A 21671-nucleotide genomic window follows, 5' to 3' on the forward strand; every position below is an offset into this window, starting at 1 on the left:
CATGAATGGGATTCACCTTGAGCATAAACGCATTTAATGCTTATTTTATAGGGCAAAGAGTCGGGCGAAGAACCGACGTCCGGATGAATACAAATGGTTGGATAATGAACAAAACAGAATTTTACGCGGATCTGAACCGTGATTTAAAGGCATTAATGGCAGGTGAAACCAGTTTTCTGGCGATTCTTTCCAATACCAGCGCGCTGCTTTTTGAGCGCCTGGAAGGGGTAAACTGGGCCGGATTTTATCTGCTGGAAGAGGATACCCTGGTATTAGGGCCTTTCCAGGGCAAAATCGCCTGCGTACGTATTCCGGTGGGACGGGGCGTCTGCGGCACGGCCGTTGCCGAAAACCGCGTCCAGCGGGTTGAAGATGTCCACGCTTTTGCCGGCCACATCGCTTGCGATTCCGCCAGCAATGCTGAAATTGTCCTGCCGCTGACGGTAGAAAATCAGATTATTGGCGTTCTGGATATCGACAGCACCGTCTTCTCGCGCTTCACCGCCGAGGACGAACAGGGGCTGAGCGAACTGGTCGGGCATCTTGAGAAGCTGCTTGCTGCCAGTGATTATCAAAAATTCTTTGCCCTCAAAGCAGGATAATCAACGGATAACGTAGCAATTACCGATAGCGTCATTATAATGACGCCTGTTCATGCCTGCGGGCTTGTTGGCTACGTCCGTTGTAATCAGGAAATTTCATGGAAAATCAACCTAAGTTGAATAGCAGTAAAGAAGTTATCGCTTTTCTGGCCGAACGTTTTCCTCAGTGCTTCAGTGCTGAAGGGGAAGCGCGTCCGCTTAAAATCGGCATTTTTCAGGATCTGGTCTCCCGCGTTGAAGGCGAAATGAGCCTCAGCAAGACCCAGCTCCGTTCTGCCCTGCGTCTGTACACTTCAAGCTGGCGTTATCTGTACGGTATTAAAGCTGGCGCGACGCGTGTCGATCTCGACGGCAACGCCTGCGGCGAACTCGAAGAGCAGCACGTGCTTCACGCTCGTCAGCAGCTGGAAGAAGCCAAAGCACGCGTGCAGGCACAGCGTGCTGAGCAGCAGGCGAAGAAACGTGAAGCCGCAGGTGAAGGCCAGCAGGCTACCGATGCACCGCGTCGCGAGCGTAAGCCGCGTCCTCAGGTGCGTCGTAAAGAAGAGGGTGAGCGCAAACCTCGCGCCGCCAAACCGGCTCCTAAAGCGCAGCCTGTGGCTCGTGAAGAAAAACTCACTCCAGTTTCAGATCTGTCTACGTTGTCCGTAGGCCAGTCCCTGAAGGTGAAGGCAGGGAATAACGCCATGGATGCCACCATCCTGGAAATCACCAAAGATGGCGTTCGAGTACAGCTGACGTCTGGTATGTCAATGATTGTACGCGCAGAACACCTGGTGTTCTGAAACGGAGGCAGGCCTGGCATGAACACATTTTTTAAGCTCACTGCAATCGCAGGCATGTTTTTAGCGGCAGGCCATGCTTTTGCGGTGGACGAGATCACCCGTGCCGATCAAATTCCGGTTCTTAAGGAAGAAGTGCAGCACTCTACGGTAAGCGAGCGCGTCACCTCGCGCTTTACGCGCTCGCATTACCGCCAGTTCGATCTGGATAAGGCTTTTTCCGCCAAAATCTTCGATCGCTATCTGAACCTGCTCGACTACAGCCATAACGTTCTGTTAGCCAGCGACGTAGAAAAGTTTGCCGATAAAAAAACGACCCTCGGCGACGAACTGCGTTCCGGCAAGCTGGACGTTTTCTATGCGCTGTACAATCTTGGGCAACAGCGACGTTTCGAACGTTACCAGTACGCATTAAAAGTGCTGGAACGTCCGATGGATTTTACCGGCAACGATACGTTTAACCTCGATCGTAGCAAATCCCCGTGGCCGAAAGATGAAGCCGAACTGAACGCCCTGTGGGATGGTAAGGTTAAGTATGACGAGCTGAGCCTGAAGCTGACCGGTAAGAACGACAAAGAGATCCGCGAGACGCTGAACCGTCGTTATAAATTCGCGATCCGTCGTCTGGCGCAATCCAACAGTGAAGATGTCTTCTCACTGGCGATGACCGCCTTTGCCCATGAGATTGACCCGCACACCAACTATTTGTCGCCGCGTAATACCGAACAGTTCAATACCGAAATGAGCCTGTCGCTCGAAGGGATTGGCGCGGTATTGCAGATGGATGATGATTACACGGTGATCAACTCGATGGTCGCAGGTGGCCCGGCGGCGAAGAGCAAAGCTATCGCTGTCGGCGATCGCATTGTCGGCGTGGGTCAGGTTGGACAGAGCATGGTCGATGTTATCGGCTGGCGTCTGGATGACGTGGTGGCGCTGATCAAAGGGCCGAAAGGCAGCAAGGTTCGTCTTGAAGTATTGCCTGCCGGTAAAGGAACCAAAACGCGCATTGTCACCCTGACCCGTGAACGTATCCGTCTCGAAGATCGCGCGGTCAAGATGTCGGTGAAAACCGTCGGTAAAGAGAAAGTCGGCGTGCTGGATATTCCAGGCTTCTATGTCGGCCTGACGGATGACGTCAAGGTTCAACTACAGAAGCTTGAAAAACAGAACGTCAGCAGCGTGATCATCGATCTGCGTACTAACGGTGGCGGGGCGCTGACCGAAGCGGTATCGCTCTCCGGTCTGTTTATTCCGTCCGGCCCGGTGGTGCAGGTGCGTGATAATAACGGCAAGGTACGCGAAGACAGCGATACTGATGGCGTGGTGTATTACAAAGGCCCGCTGGTAGTGCTGGTCGATCGCTTCAGCGCGTCGGCATCGGAAATCTTCGCGGCGGCGATGCAGGACTATGGCCGGGCGCTGATTGTCGGCGAGCCAACCTTTGGTAAAGGTACCGTTCAACAGTACCGCTCTCTGAACCGGATTTACGATCAGATGCTACGTCCTGAGTGGCCTGCGCTGGGTTCCGTGCAGTACACCATCCAGAAGTTCTATCGCGTGAACGGCGGCAGTACGCAACGTAAAGGCGTCACGCCGGATATCCTCATGCCGACCGGCACGGAAGAGACGGAAACCGGTGAGAAGTTCGAAGATAATGCGCTCCCGTGGGACAGCATTAACGCGGCAACCTTCGTCAAGTCAGGCGACCTGACGCCGTTTGGTCCGGAATTGCTGAAGGATCACAACGCGCGTATCGCTGAAGATCACGAGTTCCAGTACATCATCAAGGACATCGCGCGTTTTAATGCCCTGAAGGATAAGCGGAACACGATTTCTCTGAACTACGCCCAGCGTGAAAAAGAGAATGCCGAAGATGATGCCACGCGTCTGGCGCGGATTAACGATCGCTTCAAACGCGAAGGTAAACCGCTGCTGAAGAAACTTGAGGATCTGCCGAAGGATTATCAGGAGCCGGATCCGTATCTTGATGAGACGGTGCATATTGCAGTGGATCTTTCCCATCTGGAAAAAGAGCAACCTGCGGCACAACCCGCGAAAAGCAAATAACCTTCTACAGGCACAAGAAATTGTGCCTGTTTTTTTACATATCTTGCCTGACGTAAGAAATACCCTTCAAAATGTAAAGTTGCGTGATTCTCGTAACTTAGCGTCCTGCTTTGCTTGAAAATCAGCGTAATACCCATACGATATGGGTATCGCATAGTGCGTTTTGTTAAACTGAGGTTAAAAAATATTATGATGCGAATCGCGCTTTTCCTGATGACCAACCTGGCAGTAATGGTTGTGTTTGGGCTGGTGCTAAGCCTGACGGGAATTCAGTCGAGCAGTATGACCGGCCTGTTAATCATGGCGCTGCTGTTTGGTTTTGGTGGTTCGATCGTTTCGCTGCTGATGTCGAAATGGATGGCCCTCAAATCCGTCGGCGGTGAAGTTATTGAGCAGCCGCGTAACGAAACCGAGCGCTGGCTGATGCAGACCGTTTCCAGCCAGGCGAGCCAGGCCGGTATCGCCATGCCGCAGGTGGCGGTCTACCATGCGCCGGATATTAACGCCTTTGCCACCGGTGCGCGTCGTGACGCCTCGCTGGTGGCGGTCAGTACCGGATTGTTGCAGAACATGAGCCGCGACGAAGCGGAAGCCGTCATCGCCCATGAAATCAGCCACATTGCTAATGGCGATATGGTGACGATGACGTTGATTCAGGGGGTGGTGAACACCTTCGTGATCTTTATCTCCCGTATCCTCGCTCAAATTGCAGCCGGTTTCCTCGGCGGCAACCGCGATGAAGGCGAGGGCAACAACGGCAATCCGCTGATCTACTTCGCGGTGGCGATGGTGCTGGAGTTGTTGTTCGGTATTCTCGCCAGCCTGATCACGATGTGGTTCTCGCGCCACCGTGAGTTTCATGCCGATGCCGGATCGGCACGTCTGGTGGGGCGTGAAAAAATGATTGCCGCCTTGCAGCGCCTGAAAACCAGCTATGAGCCGCAGGAGGCGAGCAGCATGATGGCGTTCTGCATTAACGGGAAATCCAAATCGTTGAGCGAGCTGTTTATGACGCACCCGCCGCTGGATAAACGCATTGAAGCGCTGCGTAGCGGCGAATACCTGAAGTAATGTCTGAATGATAAAGCCTGACCGTGTTTTCACGGCCAGGCTTTTTTTTATGCCTGCGCCCGTGGCTGGGTAATGCGTAAACCGCTGACGATGGCAGCCACCGTTGCCAGGGTTCCGGCCAGCAGTAGCGAAGTATGCGTGCCAGCATTGCCGGAGAGGTTAAACATCAACGCAACCAGCGCGGCACCGATGCTCTGCCCCAGCAGGCGTGCCGTACCTAACATCCCGCTGGCACCACCGCTGCGCTGACGCGGTGCGGAGGAGACGATGGTGTGGTTGTTAGGCGACTGAAACAGGCCAAAACCGGCACCGCACAGGATCATCGGCCAGATGATATTCCAGTCAGAGGGGGAGGCGGGCAACAATGCCAGTCCGAACAACCCGCAGGCCATCACGATCAGACCCAGCGCCCCGAGCAAACCCGCGTGGACTTTCTCAATGAGATAACCAGCCAGTGGAGCCATTACCATCGTTGCCAGCGGCCACGGCGTCAGCAGCAGCCCGGTTTCCACTTCGCTGCGGCCCAAAATGGATTGCAGGAAAAAGGGCAGAGAAACCAGGGCCAGCATTTGCGCGCAGAACGAGCAAATGGAGGTGCAAATGGACAAGGAAAAAATCGGAATACGCAGCAGATCGATTGGCAGCAGTGGCACCGGCAGATGAAGCTGTCGACGGACAAAGAAAAAGCCCGCGGCCAGCATCACCACCACTTCAACTATAATCAGCTCCTTCGACTGCCCCTGTGCAAAGCCGCTCAGGGCGGCGATCAACAAGCCAAACGTCAGGGCGTTCATCACCGCGCTGGGCAAGTCAAAACGCGGGGTGCTGCTACGTGCGCTATTGGGTGGCAGAAAGCGCAGGGCCAGCAGCAGGGAGATCACGCCGAGCGGGACATTGATCAAAAATAACCACTTCCAGGACGCCACGGAGAGAATACCTGCCGCGATAGTTGGACTGGCGGCTGACGATACGGCGACCACAAAAGAGTTAATTCCCATACCGCGCCCCAACTGATGCGGAGGGTAAATAAGGCGGATGAGGGCTGTATTAACGCTCATCAACGCCGCGCCGCCAAAACCCTGCGCAACACGGGCCAGCGTCAACGTCAACAGCGAGTCCGACAGCGCGCACGCCAGTGATGAAAAGGTGAAAATCACCAGCCCGATTTTATAAATACGCCGGTAGCCGAACATATCGCCGAGAAACGCCAGTGACAATAGAGAGACAACAATCGCAATTTGATAGGCGTTGACTATCCAGATAGAGGCGGCTGGTGAGGCATTGAGATCGCCCGCGATGGTGGGCAGCGCCACGTTGGCGATGGCACCATCCAATACGGCCATGGCGATGCCGAGAATAATGGTGACAATTGCCCCATAGCGTTGAGCAACGGGCAGACCGTCAGAAAAGGTTTTATCCATAGTGTAAAACGATAAGGTGAGAAAATTATTATTCAGGACATAATTTTAGCACTGATAATTCAACGTTAGTTCGCAGAATTGTAAGGAAGTAGCCGAACAACCGTTGCGGCCGGGGGGGCACGAATTTATAATAAAAACTCGTTCTGATTTTTATAAAACAAACCCCAGAGGTGATAAATGGCACTCGCAGATTTGGACAAGCAGCCAGATTCTGTCTCTTCAGTATTGAAGGTTTTTGGCATCCTGCAGGCGCTTGGTGAAGAGCGTGAAATTGGCATTACCGAGCTGTCGCAGCGCGTCATGATGTCGAAAAGCACCGTTTATCGCTTTTTACAAACCATGAAATCACTGGGATACGTCGCTCAGGAAGGGGAGTCCGAGAAATACTCGCTGACCCTTAAACTTTTCGAACTGGGCGCACGCGCGCTGCAAAACGTCGATTTAATTCGCAGTGCGGATATCCAGATGCGTGAACTGTCGCGTCTGACCAAAGAGACCATCCACCTTGGCGCGCTGGATGAAGACAGTATTGTCTACATTCATAAAATCGACTCGATGTACAACCTGCGTATGTATTCACGCATTGGCCGTCGCAACCCACTCTACAGCACCGCGATAGGCAAAGTGCTGCTGGCGTGGCGCGATCGTGATGAAGTTGTGCAGATCCTGGAAGGCGTTGAGTATAAACGCAGCACCGAACGCACGATCACCAGCACGGAAGCGTTGCTGCCGATGCTCGACCAGGTGAGAGAGCAGGGCTTTGGTGAAGATAACGAAGAGCAGGAAGAGGGGCTGCGCTGCATCGGGGTGCCGGTCTTCGACCGTTTTGGTGTAGTCATCGCCGGTTTGAGCATCTCGTTCCCGACGCTGCGTTTCTCTGAAGAACGTCTGCACGAGTATGTGGCCATGCTGCACACGGCGGCACGGAAGATTTCAGAACAAATGGGCTACAACGCCTATCCATTCTGATGCCCGTCACGCCGCCAGTGGCGGCGTGATTAGGTAAAGGTTACTGCGCTATCACCGTTTCACTTTTACGCAGCAGCGGACAACGCGTCATCCCGATAATGCCGCTATCCGAGTGAACGTACTGGGCGGTGCTGGTGCCGCGGGCGGTTAAATACTGACATTGCAGACCCATGCCCGCCGCGTTAACGTTGCTGCCAATTAACACGCCGTAACCGCTGAGCAATAAACCAATCCACACCAGCGCCAGTAACAGGATAATGCGTATGATAAGCCGCATGAGGACTCCTTTTGTACTTCTCTCGTTGACGCAAGATTACCGGTCTGGTTTCCTGGTGCAAGACGATAATTCTTTAAAGAAGGTGACACACGTGCAGTTAACGCCCTGTTTAAGATACGCATGTTAACCTGGTCGCCTGAAGTGATGATCTGGAGTCAGGAGTGAAAAAATTTAGGTGGGTGCTGCTGGTAGGGGCAATCGTTCTCGGTTTGCTCATCTGGACCCAGTTGCTCAATATTCTGTGCGATCAGGACGTACAGTTTTTCAGCGGCATTTGTGCGGTAAACAAATTCATTCCCTGGTAAGCATTTTTTTCATCAGTGATTTCCTTCCCCGCCGCGAGTGGTAAGATAGCGTGTTTCCTTTGAGGTGGTGAAATGAATGATTTAATGAGTACCGGGGCGCTTAATCTGGCCTCACTGCTGGTTTCTCTGGTCATACTGGCTGTCGGTCTGGTGCTGTGGTTTTTCGTTAACCGGGCAAGTTCTCGCACCAGCGAGCAGATAGAACTGCTGGAAGCACTACTCGATCAGCAAAAACGGCAGAATGCGTTGCTACGCCGTCTTTGTGAAGCTAACGAACCTGAAAAGCCTGAAGCCGTTGCCCAGCCTGAAAAGCCTGAAGCGGCAGAGGACGATTTTATTCGTCTGGTCGCAGAACGATAATCAGCGAACCCCGGCAGCGATGCATTATCGTTGCCGGTCCCTCCTGCACGCTATCGGTGCAAACAGCCTGTCTCTGCTGCGCATAAACCCGGCAATTAAAACGACATTATAATCCCTGCTCTGCCGGGGCTGTATAAACCTAAAAACCTCGTGCCATTATCTCTTTAAGAAAGAGCTTATCTTCATCGAAACGTTTTTATTGCCTTTCAATGATGCAATACTTTCCGCGCTTCATTATTTTGGTGCACACTATAAAAGTATTTAATTAACATTACGCATTGATTAAATTTTCGCTATTGTGGCTAACAAGTATGCCAGCGCTATTTGATGTCTATGATTTTTTACGCATAACTATGCACAAAATCATCTAAGTTGCTGATAAACGTTGTAAGAGGCAATGGCGGCCTTTACCGTTGGAATTTAATGTACTACCGCGCAAAACCCCGCTCTGCCTTCTTCGGCGTGCCGTCAGGAGCAGAGGGTGGTACAACGCTGGCTACCCAAAAAAGCGCATAAAATGCGGGTTGGTCAAAAAAGAACTAATAAATATGTGCGATGGATCGATACCCGTTTAAAAATGGCTTGCCATAATTTACGTTGTATGTGATAACACCTTCAGGTTAAACGAGGTACAGTTCTGTTTATGTGTGGCATTTTCAGTAAAGAAGTCCTGAGTAAACACCTTGCGTTGAATACCGCTTCTCTGCCGAACCTTTTATTAGTGCCTCATGCAGTAATGTAATGTCTCAGGTTTATCCATGTTAGAGCCTCCGGGCGAAGAAAACTCTCAAAGGAATTTTGCAAATGGCGAAGATCAAAGGTCAAGTTAAGTGGTTCAACGAATCTAAAGGTTTTGGTTTCATTACGCCTGCTGACGGCAGCAAAGACGTGTTTGTACACTTCTCTGCCATCCAGGGTAACGGCTTCAAAACTCTGGCTGAAGGCCAGAACGTTGAGTTCGAAATTCAGGACGGTCAGAAAGGCCCGGCTGCTGTTAACGTAACCGCAATCTGAATCTGAAACCACTGATCTTGTCGCGCGCATGCGCATCACTATCAGCTTTAAAGCCTCGCCAGCGCGGGGCTTTTTTACGACATTTTTTCAAAGTGTTACAGTACGCCTCTTCTCGTCGTGGTTTGTTGCAAAACGACATCATAATTCTCACCGCTGACCCGGCGTACAAGGTATTCTCCTGCCCGATCATAGCTTTGTAATGGACGAATGGAGTCTGCGTGCAGCATAAAAGCATCAATTCGGGTAATCATTTCACTGCACTGCGTTTTGGCATGGTGTGCGTTGCGATTTTAGGCTGTCTGACCGTTCTGCTGGTGCGTGTCGGCTGGTTGCAAATCGTGGAGCCGGATAAGCTGGTTCAGCAAGAAGATATGCGCTCGCTGCGTGAAATTCCGTCAGAGGCACCGCGCGGGATGATTGAAGATCGTAACGGAAGGCCGCTGGCGGTCAGCGTCCCGGTCAGTGCCATCTGGGCCGATCCCTATACGCTGCTGCAAAAAGGCGGTCCGGGAACGGATGCGCGCTGGCAGGCGCTGGCAAAACTGTTACACATGCCCTTAGATACTTTGGCACAGCGCATCAATGAACATCCGCGCTCGCGTTTCCTTTATCTGGCACGCCAGGTCGATCCACAGCAGGCAAAATGGGTCGGCAAACTGAATCTGCCGGGCATTAATCTGCGCGATGAATCCCGACGCTTTTACCCTGCGGGCCACGTGGCGGCGAATCTGATTGGATTTACCAACATCGATGGTCAGGGCATTGAAGGGGTGGAAAAAAGCTTTAACGCCCAGCTAACGGGCAAAGCGGGCGCACGTCTGGTGCGTCGCGATCGTCACGGGCAGGTGATTGAAAATCTTACCGACGTCACGCCGGTACCGGCTCACAATATTCAGCTCAGCATTGATGAACGTCTGCAAACGGTGACGGAGGATGCGCTTGATAATGCTGTCCGGTGGAACAAGGCACAGTCGGGGGCGGCGGTATTAATTAAGATTGATACCGGGGAGATCCTCTCAATGGCGAGCTACCCGGACTTTAATCCGAATAATCGGGAAAATGCGACGCTGGATGATTTTCGCAACCGGGCGATTAGCGATACCTTTGAGCCGGGCTCGACGGTAAAACCGCTGGTGATCATGACCGCACTTCAGCAGGGCATTGTGCAACCTGACAGCGTGGTCGATACCCATCCCTATACCCTGGACGGTCATCGCATTCGCGACGTGGGCTACTATCCGGAACTGACATTGACCGGTATTTTGCAAAAATCGAGTGATACCGGCGTTTCCCGGCTTTCGCTGGCTATGCCTGTACAGCATCTGCTGGATACGTATGAGGGCTTTGGCTTTGGTGAACCGACGGGGCTTGGCCTGACAGGGGAAAGTAGCGGGCTGATGCCACAGCGTCGATACTGGGGCTTACTCGACCGGGCGACCTTTTCATTTGGCTACGGCCTGATGGTGACGCCGCTACAGCTGGCGCATGTTTATGCAACTATTGGCAGTTTCGGTCTTGAGAAGCCGCTGTCGATCACCCGTATCGATCCGCCGGTAATCGGCAAGCGGGTGATGCCGGAAGAAATTGTCCATCAGGTTGAGCACATGATGGAAAGCGTGGCGCTGCCGGGCGGAGGCGGGATCAAGGCGGCGGTGCGCGACTATCGCGTGGCGGTGAAGACCGGGACGGCGAAAAAAATTGGTGATGACGGCAAGTACGTTGATAAATACGTCGCGTACACGGCGGGCGTTGCGCCTGCCAGCCATCCTCGCTATGCGCTGGTGGTGGTAATTAACGATCCGCAAAATGGCAAATATTACGGCGGGGCCGTGTCCGCGCCCGTTTTCAGTCAGATTATGGGGGATGTATTGCGGCTGGAAAACGTGATGCCGGATGGCATGCCTGCCGATTCAAAAAATCTGCTGGTGATGCATACCTCACCAGCGGAGCCTCCCACACTGTAATGATTTCCTCACGGGGCGATAAGCGTTACACTTTCGCCCTTCAATTTTTCCCGGAGTCGTTATGTCCTACAGTTGCCCGCTTTGCCATGCCCCGTTGACCCGGCATGAAAACAGCTATCTTTGCCCGCAGCGGCATCAGTTTGATCGGGCAAAAGAGGGATACGTTAACCTGCTGCCGGTACAGCATAAACGTTCACGCGATCCGGGAGACAGTGCGGATATGATGCAGGCGCGACGCGCCTTTCTCGATGCCGGGCACTACCAGCCGCTACGCGATGCGCTGGTGGAAAAGCTGCGCGTACTGGAACCGGCAGCGCTGCTCGATATAGGATGTGGCGAAGGCTATTACACCCATGCGTTTGCCGATATTGCCGGAGAAACGTGGGGGCTGGACGTGGCAAAAGCGGCGATCCGTCCGGCAGCAAAACGCTATCCGCAGGTGAATTTTTGCGTCGCATCCAGCCAGCGACTGCCGTTTACCGCGCAGAGCATGGATGTCATCATTCGCATCTATGCGCCATGTAATCCGCAGGAGCTGGCGCGGGTGGTTAAGCCGGGCGGGTGGGTGATAACGGTAACGCCGGGACCCCGACATCTTATGGAATTAAAGGGGCTGATTTACGATCAAGTCCATCTGCATGAACTGTCGAATGAGCAGCTTGCCGGGTTTGTGCTTCGTCAGCATGACACGCTGGGTTATGACATGACGCTCAATGGCGCAGAAGCGGTGGCGCTGCTGCAAATGACGCCTTTCGCATGGCGGGCAAAGCCGCAGGTGTGGGAAACGTTAAAGACGCAGTCTGCATTTCGCTGCCAGACGGATTTCAGCATCCATTGCTGGCAGCGGGAGAGTTAACCGGCGTAATGGCTCCAGAGGATCTGGATGCCGATACCAATCAGCACAATACCTCCGAGAATTTCAGCCCGTTTGCCCAGTAGCGGGCCAATAAAGCGACCGATCATCATACCGGTGGTGGACATGACCAGCGTTGCACAGCCAATCGCCAGCGCGGTAGCAATTATATTGACCTGGAGGAACGCCAGACCCACGCCGACGGCCATCGCATCCAGACTGGTGGCAATCGCGGTGGTCACCAGCAGCCAGAAACCGTGACGGTGCGGCGGCGCTTCCTCTTCCTCATTCCCACGAAAGCCTTCAAATACCATACGGCAGCCTAAAAACAGCAGCAGGAAAAAGGCGATCCAGTGATTCCACTCCAGCACAAACTGGGTCGCCAGCATACCCAGCGCCCAGCCAATCAGCGGCGTCAGCGTTTCAACGGCACCAAAGATAAGGCCGGTACGCAGGGCTTCAGAAAATTTGGGTTTATGGAGGGTGGCACCCTTTCCGATAGAGGCAGCGAAGGCATCCATCGACATGCCGAGGGCAAGAAGAACGGTAGCGGATAAATTCATAAAAGCGTCCTGACCGGGATCCATTAAACACACCACCACCCCCAGCAAACAGCGGTTGATGCGCCTATGGTCTCGCCTGAACGCAGTGTTGCGAACCGTACGCGCCACGTTTTTCAACGAGTATGTTGACACGTACATTTCCGGGAATATGGAAATCGGCTACTCCCCAATGACGGGCGCAACCTTAACATATTTAATTAATATCAGACAATAACAAAAAATGATTATTTCGCTATCTAGTTGATAACGATTTTCATTTAGTTTTATGGGTGAATAAAACGTTAATAAATATAAGCGTATTACTCAGGTAATATAGCCGTGGCTATATTCAGGAACACCAGCGTGAAGGAAATATAGCAGCGGCTATAAATATAACCTGTTAATTTGTAACGAGTAATTTATATATTTTTTCCAGATCGTCTATATTTCGTACCCTTACCAGCAGGCGGCGTTGCTCCAGCTGGATCACCAGCACACCATCCTCGGATAAATTCATCTCTTTAATACGGTTATATTCTATCCATGCATTAGTAAAGAAAAAGCCCGCTTTTTTGAAAATGATCTTCGGCATGCGGATCCAGAACAGATACAGACCCATTAATGCCAGCGCACTTAATAACCATGTGGTTATAATTGCACCATGCGCATTCACGTTGTTGTAGATAAGAATGACAATTAAACCGACAAAGATAATACCGTCGATGCGGCTACGGCGCAGCAGCGGCACGGCGAGCAGGGTGGGGCCGTTACGGCGGGGCATGATGAACTGATCGTAGAGTGCAAATCCCAGCAGCAGGGCGATAAACACGACCAGCACGATATCGGTCAGGGTCATTAATTTTCCTCAAAAAAAAGCCGGGGCAGAGCCCCGGCAGCATAACACTTAATTACAGACCCAGCAGGCCAACAGCATAACCGGCGATACCGATAACGAAGAAGCCAACGATGATCCACAGCGGGTTGACTTTCTTACGCAGCAGCCACATACATGCGAAGGTCAGCAGCAGAGGAACCAGACCCGGCATCAGCTGATCGAGGATCGTCTGTACCGTGGTAACGTTCTCTTTACCGGTCTGGTCCGTGATCCGCGATACCACCAGCGGAATATTCACGTGTGTCCACTTGTTGACCAGTGCCCCCATGACAAACAGGCCGAGGATTGACGCCCCCTCAGTCAGTTTCTGTAAGAAGCCACCGCCCATATCCTTAACGATATCGATACCTTTACGGTAGCCGTAAGCCACGCCGTAATAACGGGTTGCCAGACGCACCACGTTAAACAGGATGAAGAACAGCAGTGGCCCGAGCAGGCTGCCGCTCATCGCGATACCGGCACCCAGTGCGGCAAACACCGGACGTACGGTACCCCAGAAGATCGGGTCGCCTACACCTGCCAGCGGCCCCATCAGACCAACTTTGATACCGTTGATGGCACCATCGTCGATCTCAGCGCCGTTAGCACGCTGCTCTTCCATCGCCAGCGTTACGCCCAGAACCGGAGCCGCAACGTAAGGATGGGTGTTAAAGAATTCCAGGTGACGCTTGATAGCCTGTTTACGCGCATCGTTGTTTTCCGGATACAGGCGTTTAATCGCCGGTACCATGGAGAAACAGAAGCCCAGCGCCTGCATACGTTCGAAGTTCCATGAACCCTGGAACAGGTTAGAACGAAGGAACACGCCACGAATATCACCCGGAGTCAGTTTTTTCTCGGTGGTAGTTTTAGTGATATCAACCATTTCGCTCACCTGTTAGTCCAGTTCATTATCAAGATCGTTTGCACCAGCCGCCTGAACCGGGGCCCCTGCGGAACGGTTGTATTTCGGGCTCAGCTGGATGTACAGCACTGCCATCACCGCGCCGATAACACCAAGCGCAACCAGGTTAAAGTTGGTAAAGGCCGCAGTCACAAAGCCCAGATAGAAGAACGGCATCAGGTAGCCTGCGCGCATCATGTTGATGACCATCGCGTAACCAACAACCACGATCATACCACCGGCGATGTTCAGACCGCTGGTGACCACTTCCGGAATGGCGTTCAGCATGTTCTGGACTTCACTGGTCCCGACAGAAACCGCAACGATAACCGCCGGGATCGCGATACGCATCGCCTGCAGGAACAGGGAAGAGACGTGGATCCAGGACAGTGCCGTCAGGTTGCCGTTTTCCGCCGCCTTATCCGCAGCGTGCTGGAATGCAACGGTGATGGTACGAACGATGATGGTCAGAACCTGGCCTGCCGCCGCCAGCGGGATGGCCAGCGCGATACCCGCACCGATACCCTGATGACCGGCAATAACCAGAATGGTCGAAATGATAGACGCCAGCGCCGCATCAGGTGCAACCGCCGCACCGATGTTCATCCAGCCCAGGGCGATCATTTCCAGCGTACCACCGATAATAATACCGGTTTTCATATCCCCAAGAACGATACCGACGAGGGTACAGGCGACCAGCGGGCGGTGGCACTGAAATTCATCGAGTATCGACTCCATACCCGCGATACACGCTACGATAAATATCAGCACAATCTGAAGAACGGTAATCTCCATTGTACTTCTCCTATAAACGTAAGACTAAAATATGAAAATTGAATGATAACCAGCGCGACGCGTTACTTACCGATTTTGCCAATCAGCTCCATCATTTTCAGTTTCTGATCGCTGGAGACCTTACGGACTTCCAGCTCAATGCCACGTTCGTTAAGTTTTTTGAACGCGTCGATGTCTTTTTCATCGACCGAAACGGCGTTATTGACCTGAGTTTTGCCCTGGCGGAATGCCATGCCGCCGATGTTCACGGAGGTAATTTTCACGCCACCTTCCACCAGACGTTCAACGTCGGTTGGATTGGTAAACAGCAGCATGACGCGCTCGCCCGCATATTTCGGGTTGTTGTAAACGCGGATCATTTTATCAACGTCAACCACGTGCGCCGTTACGCCCGGAGGCGCAACCTGAGTTAACAGGGTTTTACGCACGGTGTCTGCCGCGACTTCGTCACTGACGACGATGATGCGACGGACGTTGGTTTCTTTCGTCCAGCGGGTAGCAACCTGACCGTGAATCAAGCGGTCATCAATACGCGCAAGACCAATGACCATATAGTCATTTGCACCCATCGGTTTGACCGGTGCAGCCGCGCGTGGCGCAGCAGCGACAGGGGCTGGTGCGGCACTCTCAACCGGTTTCGCTTTCAGCGCTTTCACGCCTTCACGACCCGTTTCGACTGCCAGGGCAACCAGTTCATCAAACGTCGGATTATCATCGCGACCCATCAACGTCTCGACCAGCATCGGAATATTGACGCCAGCGATGACTTCATAGTGCTCTTTATCGACGACAATGCGGCTGGCAGCGTTGAACGGGCTGCCTCCCCATGTATCGACGAGAAATAGCACGCCGCTAGCGGTATCGAGTTTCGCTAACTGAGCGTTATACTTTTCAATCAGTGTTTCTGCATTTTCGCCTGGGACAAAGTCAATCCAGCCGACGTTTTCCTGCTCCCCCAACAACATCTCTGCCGTCTTAAGCAGCTGTTCTGCCGCCCAACCATGTGTACCAATTACAATAGCAATCGTCACTTGCTACCTCCTTTATTATCGTTAATACATCGACTATAAGATGCATTGCGAATCGTCGTCAGAAACCGAATCGATTCAGATCTCTGCTCTGGCCCTAAAATGGTTACTACAGTGAATTATTTTAGTTAGTAAAAAAATAAATAATGTGATGAAGATCCGTAATTTAAATTTGTACGGAGATTAATTTCGCAGCGCAAAAAATCGCACAGATTGCAAAGACAGGTAAATCTTTGCCAAATGTTATTTCTGTCTGTTATGTTTATCTTTCGTTTAACATAGCAGGAGAACAGGGCAGTTGCCCGTCATATGGACCGTCACCGACGTCTCTTTACATTCACGCACGCTCGTGCCACCCGTCACCTCACTATTCCTTCCGTCTTTGTCGCGCCTGAAATAACCCCGGCGCTGACCAAACACGTCGTCAGCAGGAGCAGATCATGGAATTGTTAATGGATCCCTCAATCTGGGTCGGGCTACTCACGCTCGTGGTCCTTGAGATCGTTCTTGGCATTGATAACCTGGTCTTTATTGCCATCCTCGCGGATAAATTGCCGCCTAAACAGCGTGATAAGGCCCGTTTAATCGGTCTGTCGCTGGCGCTGATCATGCGACTGGGGCTGCTTTCGGTTATCTCGTGGATGGTGACGCTCACCAAACCGCTTTTCAGCGTCTGGGACTACGCCTTCTCTGGCCGCGATTTAATTATGCTGCTGGGGGGGTTGTTCCTGCTGTTTAAAGCGACGACGGAACTTCATGAGCGGCTGGAAAATCGCCAGCATGACGGCGGACATGGTAAAGGTTACGCGAGTTTCTGGGTGGTGGTCTTACAGATCGTCGTCCTTGATGCGGTGTTCTCCCTCGATGCGGTGATCACCGCGGTAGGGATGGTCAACCATCTGCCGGTGATGATGGCGGCGGTGGTGATCGCGATGTCGGTCATGCTGCTGGCGTCGAAGCCGTTGACCAACTTTGTTAACCAGCATCCGACCGTGGTAGTGCTGTGCCTGAGTTTCCTGTTGATGATCGGCCTGAGTCTGGTGGCCGAAGGGTTTGGCTTCCATATTCCGAAAGGCTATCTGTACGCGGCAATTGGCTTCTCGATTATTATCGAATTTTTCAACCAGGTGGCGCGACGCAACTTTATCCGCCATCAGTCAACGCTGCCGCTGCGCGCCCGTACCGCCGACGCCATCCTGCGTCTGATGGGCGGACGCAAACGTAACGGTACGCAAAGTGAGTCGGACAGCCATACCCACGTTCCGATCCCGGAAGGAGCCTTTGCTGACGAAGAGCGTTACATGATCAATGGCGTTCTGACGCTGGCTTCCCGCTCGCTGCGCAGCATTATGACCCCGCGCGGAGACATTAGCTGGGTTGATGCCAACCTGAGTACTGAGGCCATCCGCCAACAGCTCCTCTCCTCACCGCACAGCCTGTTCCCGGTGTGCCGGGGCGAGCTGGATGAGGTGATTGGTATCGTGCGGGCAAAAGAGCTGCTGGTGGCGCTGGAAGCGGGTGAAGATGTCGCGGCGATGGCCTCTGCCTCTCCGGCTATCGTGGTTCCGGAGACGCTGGATCCCATCAACCTGTTAGGCGTTCTGCGCCGTGCGCGCGGCAGTTTTGTGATGGTAACCAACGAGTTCGGTGTGGTGCAGGGGCTGGTCACGCCGCTGGACGTACTGGAAGCCATTGCCGGTGAGTTCCCGGATGCGGATGAAACACCGGAAATCATTGGCGATGGTGAAGGCTGGCTGGTGAAAGGCGGAACCGATCTTCACGCGCTGCAACACGCGCTGGATCTGGATAACCTGGTTAACGATGAAGACGATATCGCCACGGTCGCCGGTCTGGTGATCGCGGTTAATGGCCATATTCCCGCCGTGGGCGAGGTAATTGAACTGGCTCCGCTGCGGATCACTATCGTTAAAGCTAATGATTATCGCGTAGACCTGGTTCGCGTTGTTAAAGAACCTTCGGAACACGACGAAGAAGAGTAATCTTTAACGTAGCGGCATAATTGGATTTGGATGACGATCGTGCTGTGCTGGCGGAGAAGACCTTTCCGCCAGCCACTTCGGCAACTCGGCAAGAGGCATGGGCCGGGCATACAGATAGCCCTGCAACAATAGCACGTTGTTCTGACGTAAATATGTGGCCTGCTGTTCCGTTTCTACTCCTTCCGCCACCAGCTCAATACGCAACCGTTGGCCAAGGGCAATAATAATATCCGTTACCGTCGAATTAACCGCATCGGTGCCAATCGCACCGGTGAACGACTTATCTATTTTCAGCACGTCGGGACGCAGTTTTTCCAGCCACGACAGTGAACTGTTGCCAGTGCCGAAGTCATCTATCGCCAGTTTAACGCCCTTATGGTGCAGCTCGCGCACGAGACGGTAATCCACATCGTCCAGCGCGGCACGCTCGGTCAACTCCACGACCAGTTGTTGTGACGGATGCGCGCTAAACCAGTAGTGATTCAAATCCTTCAGCAGGATCCCGCGGCGCAGATGGCTGGCAGCCACATTAATACCAATATGAAACTCCGCCGGGAAGACGGCCAGATTGCGCACGGTTTCAGCAATGACGTACCGCGTCAGGGGAATAATTAAATTATGATCTTCAGCAATTGGAATAAAAACGTCCGGTGAAATCCAGCCCTGACGGGGATTATTCCAGCGCAGCAAAATTTCCACGCCGGTACACTCATTATTTCTGGTATTCAGTATCGGCTGGCAAAAAACCTCAAATTCTCGGGCGGCAATCCCCAGATTAATTTCCCAGGTAAAACTCATCCGTCCCGCCGTGGCAAGCCAGGCGATCCACGCCAGCAGGCTGCTGAGGATCAGCGCCAGCGGAAGCTGGCTGGGCAGATCGCGTAGCGCCAGTGCGGTGGCTCCGGGCGTGCTGACGTTGATGGTAAACGGGAAATGGGCCGACGCCAGACGGTAAAAGGGATGGTCCGGATCTTCCGGCAATCGATCGACTACGCCGAGACCCTCTATATAGTGACGGTCGCCTAACGTCAGGCTTAAGGCCGAGATGAGCGGGGCGCGTGGACTCAGGATCAGACTGCTCAGCAGCTCAATGTTTATACTTTCCATCACGCCGTCTTCGCCATCTGCCGAGACCGGATACCATTGCAGCATAATCGGCGAGCCTTTCAGCAAGGACTGATCGGTTGAGAGCAGTAATCGCGCCTCGCTGGCAGGCAGCGCGGGCTGTAGCTGATTAACCGGCGTGTCGCGGGTGCCGAAAATACTGGAACAGTACAGGATGCCGGATTTTACCAGCGCAATAGAGCGCACGGTTTGCAGTACCGCCGTTTTTTTGCGGATCAGCGGCTGCGCTTCATCACAGGGTAAACCCACCAGACGAATGATTTCTTCGCGGCCATCTTCGAGTGGCAGCAGGATTTTATCAAGCGTCGACACGGCTTGCGTCGCCGCCTCGTGGATGCGTTCCTGATTTAGGCTACGCTGCGAAATAAATCGTATACCTAATGTCAGACTCAGCGTTACCAGCGCCACAATGGCGCTGACTAAAAATCGTTTACGCTGGTAATTGACGATAATCCGCTGCGCTGTCTGCATAGTTGGTTTTGATCATTCTCGCGTAACTGGCGACGGTGCCAGCGGTACCTTTAACTAAAATTGTAGTGCGGAAAGGCTAATGCGACGAGAAAATAGCGTGCAGTTTGCCCACCTGTAAAGGTGGGCAACGAAAGGTTTTAATCACACTGGACTTTGATCGCCAGGCCACCGCGTGACGTTTCGCGGTATTTAGCGTTCATATCTTTGCCCGTTTCGTACATCGTCTCAATGACCTTATCAAGCGAAACGCGCGGCTCGCTGGTGCGGCGCATGGCCATCCTTGCTGAGTTAATCGCCTTAACCGAGGCGATAGCATTACGCTCAATGCACGGTACCTGAACCTGGCCGGCAACCGGATCGCAGGTTAAGCCGAGGTTATGCTCCATGCCAATCTCTGCTGCAACGCACACCTGCTCAGGGCTTGCGCCCAGCAACTCCGCCAGACCCGCCGCGGCCATTGAGCAGGCGACGCCCACTTCACCCTGGCAACCCACTTCAGCGCCGGAAATAGAGGCATTCATTTTATACAGCGCGCCGATGGCTCCTGCGGCGAGGAAGTAGCGAATATAGATCTCCGGGCTGACCGACTCGATAAAATGATCGTAATACGCCAGCACCGCGGGCACGATACCGCACGCACCGTTGGTCGGCGCGGTGACGACACGCCCGCCTGCGGCATTTTCTTCATTCACTGCCAGCGCAAACATGTTTACCCAGTCAATAACGATCATTGGATCGTTAGACAGCTTGTCGCTGGACACCAGCATCCGGCGCAGGGCAGGCGCACGACGCGGCACGCGCAGCGGACCCGGCAGCACGCCTTCGGTATTCAGACCGCGATCGATACAGGCGCGCATCGTCTGCCAGACGTCGGCAAAATAGTCTTCGATCTCTTTTTTACTGTGCAGCGCCAGTTCGTTCTGCATCACCATTCCGGAAAGCGACAGACCGGTCTCTTTGCAGTAGCCCAGCATCTCTTTTGCCGATTTGAATGGATACGGTACGCTAACGTCGCTGCTGGCATCCTGACCAAAATGCTCTTCATCAACGATAAAACCACCGCCGATGGAATAATAGGTTTTGCTGTAAATAACCTTATCGCCGTTCCATGCATGAATTTGCATGCCGTTCTCATGCAGCGACAGATTTTCGCTGCGAAAATGCATCCCGTCATTAGCGGGGAAATCCACCTCATGCGCCCCCTGAGCCAGCAGCAGGCGGCCGCGCGTTTCGACATCGCGTATAAACGCCGGAATACTGTCAATATCGACGGTGGCAGGCAGATTACCCGCCAGCCCCATAATAATGGCGACATCAGTATGGTGACCTTTACCGGTCAACGACAGCGAGCCGTAGACATCGACGGTCAGGCGAGTGACGCTTGTCAGCAGATCTTTTTCGACCAGATCATCGACGAACTGTTTACCGGCCTTCATTGGCCCTACAGTGTGGGAAGATGAGGGGCCAATCCCCACCTTAAACATGTCGAATAGACTAATCACGGTATGTACTCCTGACAGGGTTACTGGTTCTCAGTAACGATGTAAAAATTGGGCTTAGTGTAAGAGGGAACGGCAATTTCAGCCCGACTATTCACATGAATTAAACTAATGAGTAACCACTGATTTACTAATGAGTGCAGCCCCCCGCTACCACAACTATAGTCAGGGTTTGAGTCCCACTTGTAGCGCCAGCTCACGAATAATGCCTGCGGTCATGCCCCAGACAAAATAGTGCTGATACCAGGAGAGCCAGACGCGGTGCGAATTACCGCGCCGGTGGATATCAAGAGGATGGTAACGGCCCAGCCGCAGGGCTTCCGCCAGCGGCATTTCAAACACGGCGGCAACCTCGTCTTCACTCGCGTGCCACGGAAGATCGGGTGGAATGATGCCGACCACCGGCGTGACCTGAAACCCGGTAACGCTATCGACGGGCGGTAACACCCCGATCACCTCGACCACATCAGGCGGAATGGCGACTTCCTCCTGCGCTTCACGCAGTGCGGCAGCAATCAGAGAGGCATCGCTGGCATCCACCGCGCCGCCGGGAAAAGCCACCTGTCCGGCATGTTTGCGCAGGTGAGGGGATCGCTGCGTCAATAATAGTCCCGGCTGCTCCCGGCGAACGACGGGGATCAACACTGCCGCCTGACGGCTGTTAAGCGTGCCGCGACCGGGCTGGGGGCGTAAGAGCTGAAAGCGCGACAGAAAATCATCAAGAGTCAGATTGGGAACATCCACG

Annotated in this window: 21 protein-coding genes, 1 pseudogene and 1 riboswitch; of the genes and pseudogenes, 12 read left to right on the forward strand and 10 right to left on the reverse strand. The window is 53.3% G+C overall.

The features are described 5' to 3' along the window. The first annotated feature begins 104 nt into the window (after positions 1–104). The 4 genes from INT84_RS09690 to htpX all read left to right on the forward strand — a co-directional run bounded on the left by INT84_RS09690 (position 105) and on the right by htpX (position 4525). Entirely contained in the window at positions 105–602 is a 498-nt protein-coding gene (locus INT84_RS09690; RefSeq protein ID WP_176918856.1) for a GAF domain-containing protein, read from the forward strand. 98 nt (positions 603–700) lie between these two features. After that, the gene (gene proQ, locus INT84_RS09695) at positions 701–1387 is read left to right on the forward strand and encodes an RNA chaperone ProQ (protein WP_176918855.1); all 687 of its coding nucleotides are present in this window, start codon (positions 701–703) and stop codon (positions 1385–1387) included. 18 nt (positions 1388–1405) lie between these two features. Further along, positions 1406–3454: a carboxy terminal-processing peptidase gene (prc, locus tag INT84_RS09700; protein WP_194206621.1), complete on the forward strand. Its 2049-nt coding sequence runs from the start codon at positions 1406–1408 to the stop codon at positions 3452–3454. 189 nt (positions 3455–3643) lie between these two features. After that, complete coding sequence (gene htpX / locus INT84_RS09705) at positions 3644–4525, forward strand: protease HtpX (protein WP_176918853.1); 882 nt, start codon at positions 3644–3646, stop codon at positions 4523–4525. Positions 4526–4572: 47 nt separating this feature from the next. Here htpX and INT84_RS09710 read toward each other — a convergent pair whose 3' ends face one another. Next, positions 4573–5946 carry an MFS transporter gene (locus INT84_RS09710; RefSeq protein ID WP_194206622.1) on the reverse strand — a complete coding sequence of 458 codons (1374 nt, stop codon included), beginning with the start codon at positions 5944–5946 and terminating at the stop codon, positions 4573–4575. Positions 5947–6123: 177 nt separating this feature from the next. On the opposite strand from INT84_RS09710, the gene kdgR reads away from it, so the two are divergent. Then, complete coding sequence (gene kdgR, locus INT84_RS09715; protein WP_176918851.1) at positions 6124–6915, forward strand: DNA-binding transcriptional regulator KdgR; 792 nt, start codon at positions 6124–6126, stop codon at positions 6913–6915. A 40-nt stretch (positions 6916–6955) separates the two neighbouring features. Here the strand turns inward: kdgR and INT84_RS09720 are convergent, their stop codons facing one another. After that, a complete protein-coding gene (locus INT84_RS09720; protein ID WP_194206623.1) occupies positions 6956–7192 on the reverse strand; it encodes a YobH family protein in 237 nt (78 codons plus the stop codon). A 161-nt stretch (positions 7193–7353) separates the two neighbouring features. Between INT84_RS09720 and mgrB the strand changes: the two genes are divergently transcribed. From mgrB to rlmA, 6 genes and pseudogenes are all read left to right on the forward strand, one after another. Further along, the gene (gene mgrB, locus INT84_RS09725) at positions 7354–7497 is read left to right on the forward strand and encodes a PhoP/PhoQ regulator MgrB (protein WP_176918849.1); all 144 of its coding nucleotides are present in this window, start codon (positions 7354–7356) and stop codon (positions 7495–7497) included. A gap of 72 nt (positions 7498–7569) precedes the next feature. Continuing rightward, positions 7570–7857: a YebO family protein gene (locus tag INT84_RS09730; RefSeq protein ID WP_176918848.1), complete on the forward strand. Its 288-nt coding sequence runs from the start codon at positions 7570–7572 to the stop codon at positions 7855–7857. A gap of 643 nt (positions 7858–8500) precedes the next feature. After that, a pseudogene (locus tag INT84_RS09735) lies at positions 8501–8622 on the forward strand (DUF2627 domain-containing protein). A 39-nt stretch (positions 8623–8661) separates the two neighbouring features. Continuing rightward, positions 8662–8871, forward strand: a complete 210-nt coding sequence (cspE, locus tag INT84_RS09740) for a transcription antiterminator/RNA stability regulator CspE (protein WP_001062678.1) — start codon at positions 8662–8664, stop codon at positions 8869–8871. Between the two features lie 218 nt (positions 8872–9089). Further along, positions 9090–10835: a peptidoglycan glycosyltransferase FtsI gene (ftsI, locus tag INT84_RS09745; protein WP_370529653.1), complete on the forward strand. Its 1746-nt coding sequence runs from the start codon at positions 9090–9092 to the stop codon at positions 10833–10835. 61 nt (positions 10836–10896) lie between these two features. Continuing rightward, positions 10897–11691: a 23S rRNA (guanine(745)-N(1))-methyltransferase gene (rlmA, locus tag INT84_RS09750; RefSeq protein ID WP_194206624.1), complete on the forward strand. Its 795-nt coding sequence runs from the start codon at positions 10897–10899 to the stop codon at positions 11689–11691. Here rlmA and mntP read toward each other — a convergent pair. The 5 genes from mntP to manX form a co-directional block, all read right to left on the reverse strand. Further along, positions 11688–12251 (reverse strand): manganese efflux pump MntP, encoded by a 564-nt coding sequence (gene mntP / locus INT84_RS09755; RefSeq protein ID WP_176918845.1) that lies wholly within the window; start codon positions 12249–12251, stop codon positions 11688–11690. The genes rlmA and mntP overlap by 4 nt on opposite strands. Position 12252: 1 nt before the next feature. Further along, positions 12253–12431, reverse strand: a riboswitch (yybP-ykoY riboswitch). A gap of 199 nt (positions 12432–12630) precedes the next feature. Further along, positions 12631–13086, reverse strand: a complete 456-nt coding sequence (locus INT84_RS09760; protein WP_194206625.1) for a DUF986 family protein — start codon at positions 13084–13086, stop codon at positions 12631–12633. 52 nt (positions 13087–13138) lie between these two features. Then, positions 13139–13990, reverse strand: a complete 852-nt coding sequence (gene manZ, locus INT84_RS09765) for a PTS mannose transporter subunit IID (protein ID WP_176918843.1) — start codon at positions 13988–13990, stop codon at positions 13139–13141. A gap of 12 nt (positions 13991–14002) precedes the next feature. Further along, a complete protein-coding gene (gene manY, locus INT84_RS09770; protein ID WP_176918842.1) occupies positions 14003–14803 on the reverse strand; it encodes a PTS mannose transporter subunit IIC in 801 nt (266 codons plus the stop codon). Positions 14804–14865: 62 nt separating this feature from the next. Then, positions 14866–15834 (reverse strand): PTS mannose transporter subunit IIAB, encoded by a 969-nt coding sequence (gene manX / locus INT84_RS09775; RefSeq protein WP_194206626.1) that lies wholly within the window; start codon positions 15832–15834, stop codon positions 14866–14868. A gap of 437 nt (positions 15835–16271) precedes the next feature. Between manX and yoaE the strand changes: the two genes are divergently transcribed. Then, positions 16272–17831, forward strand: coding sequence for a CNNM family cation transport protein YoaE (gene yoaE, locus INT84_RS09780; protein ID WP_194206627.1), 1560 nt, complete (start codon positions 16272–16274; stop codon positions 17829–17831). A 3-nt stretch (positions 17832–17834) separates the two neighbouring features. Here yoaE and INT84_RS09785 read toward each other — a convergent pair whose 3' ends face one another. The 3 genes from INT84_RS09785 to INT84_RS09795 all read right to left on the reverse strand — a co-directional run bounded on the left by INT84_RS09785 (position 17835) and on the right by INT84_RS09795 (position 21670). Continuing rightward, complete coding sequence (locus tag INT84_RS09785) at positions 17835–19427, reverse strand: EAL domain-containing protein (protein WP_194206628.1); 1593 nt, start codon at positions 19425–19427, stop codon at positions 17835–17837. A gap of 137 nt (positions 19428–19564) precedes the next feature. Continuing rightward, positions 19565–20929: an L-serine ammonia-lyase gene (sdaA, locus tag INT84_RS09790; RefSeq protein ID WP_194206629.1), complete on the reverse strand. Its 1365-nt coding sequence runs from the start codon at positions 20927–20929 to the stop codon at positions 19565–19567. 162 nt (positions 20930–21091) lie between these two features. Further along, positions 21092–21670 (reverse strand): CoA pyrophosphatase, encoded by a 579-nt coding sequence (locus INT84_RS09795; protein ID WP_176918837.1) that lies wholly within the window; start codon positions 21668–21670, stop codon positions 21092–21094. Position 21671 lies beyond the last annotated feature (1 nt).

The organism is Superficieibacter sp. 1612_C1, assembly GCF_015234305.1.
GTDB lineage: Bacteria > Pseudomonadota > Gammaproteobacteria > Enterobacterales > Enterobacteriaceae > Superficieibacter.

Excerpts from the sequence above, each read along its gene's own strand:
- INT84_RS09690 (WP_176918856.1), top strand. The coding sequence starts at position 105 with ATGAACAAAACAGAATTTTACGCGGATCTGAACCGTGATTTAAAGGCA.
- proQ (WP_176918855.1), top strand. The coding sequence starts at position 701 with ATGGAAAATCAACCTAAGTTGAATAGCAGTAAAGAAGTTATCGCTTTT.
- prc (WP_194206621.1), top strand. The coding sequence starts at position 1,406 with ATGAACACATTTTTTAAGCTCACTGCAATCGCAGGCATGTTTTTAGCG.
- htpX (WP_176918853.1), top strand. The coding sequence starts at position 3,644 with ATGATGCGAATCGCGCTTTTCCTGATGACCAACCTGGCAGTAATGGTT.
- INT84_RS09710 (WP_194206622.1), bottom strand. The coding sequence starts at position 5,946 with ATGGATAAAACCTTTTCTGACGGTCTGCCCGTTGCTCAACGCTATGGG.
- kdgR (WP_176918851.1), top strand. The coding sequence starts at position 6,124 with ATGGCACTCGCAGATTTGGACAAGCAGCCAGATTCTGTCTCTTCAGTA.
- INT84_RS09720 (WP_194206623.1), bottom strand. The coding sequence starts at position 7,192 with ATGCGGCTTATCATACGCATTATCCTGTTACTGGCGCTGGTGTGGATT.
- INT84_RS09730 (WP_176918848.1), top strand. The coding sequence starts at position 7,570 with ATGAATGATTTAATGAGTACCGGGGCGCTTAATCTGGCCTCACTGCTG.
- cspE (WP_001062678.1), top strand. The coding sequence starts at position 8,662 with ATGGCGAAGATCAAAGGTCAAGTTAAGTGGTTCAACGAATCTAAAGGT.
- rlmA (WP_194206624.1), top strand. The coding sequence starts at position 10,897 with ATGTCCTACAGTTGCCCGCTTTGCCATGCCCCGTTGACCCGGCATGAA.
- mntP (WP_176918845.1), bottom strand. The coding sequence starts at position 12,251 with ATGAATTTATCCGCTACCGTTCTTCTTGCCCTCGGCATGTCGATGGAT.
- INT84_RS09760 (WP_194206625.1), bottom strand. The coding sequence starts at position 13,086 with ATGACCCTGACCGATATCGTGCTGGTCGTGTTTATCGCCCTGCTGCTG.
- manZ (WP_176918843.1), bottom strand. The coding sequence starts at position 13,990 with ATGGTTGATATCACTAAAACTACCACCGAGAAAAAACTGACTCCGGGT.
- manY (WP_176918842.1), bottom strand. The coding sequence starts at position 14,803 with ATGGAGATTACCGTTCTTCAGATTGTGCTGATATTTATCGTAGCGTGT.
- yoaE (WP_194206627.1), top strand. The coding sequence starts at position 16,272 with ATGGAATTGTTAATGGATCCCTCAATCTGGGTCGGGCTACTCACGCTC.
- INT84_RS09785 (WP_194206628.1), bottom strand. The coding sequence starts at position 19,427 with ATGCAGACAGCGCAGCGGATTATCGTCAATTACCAGCGTAAACGATTT.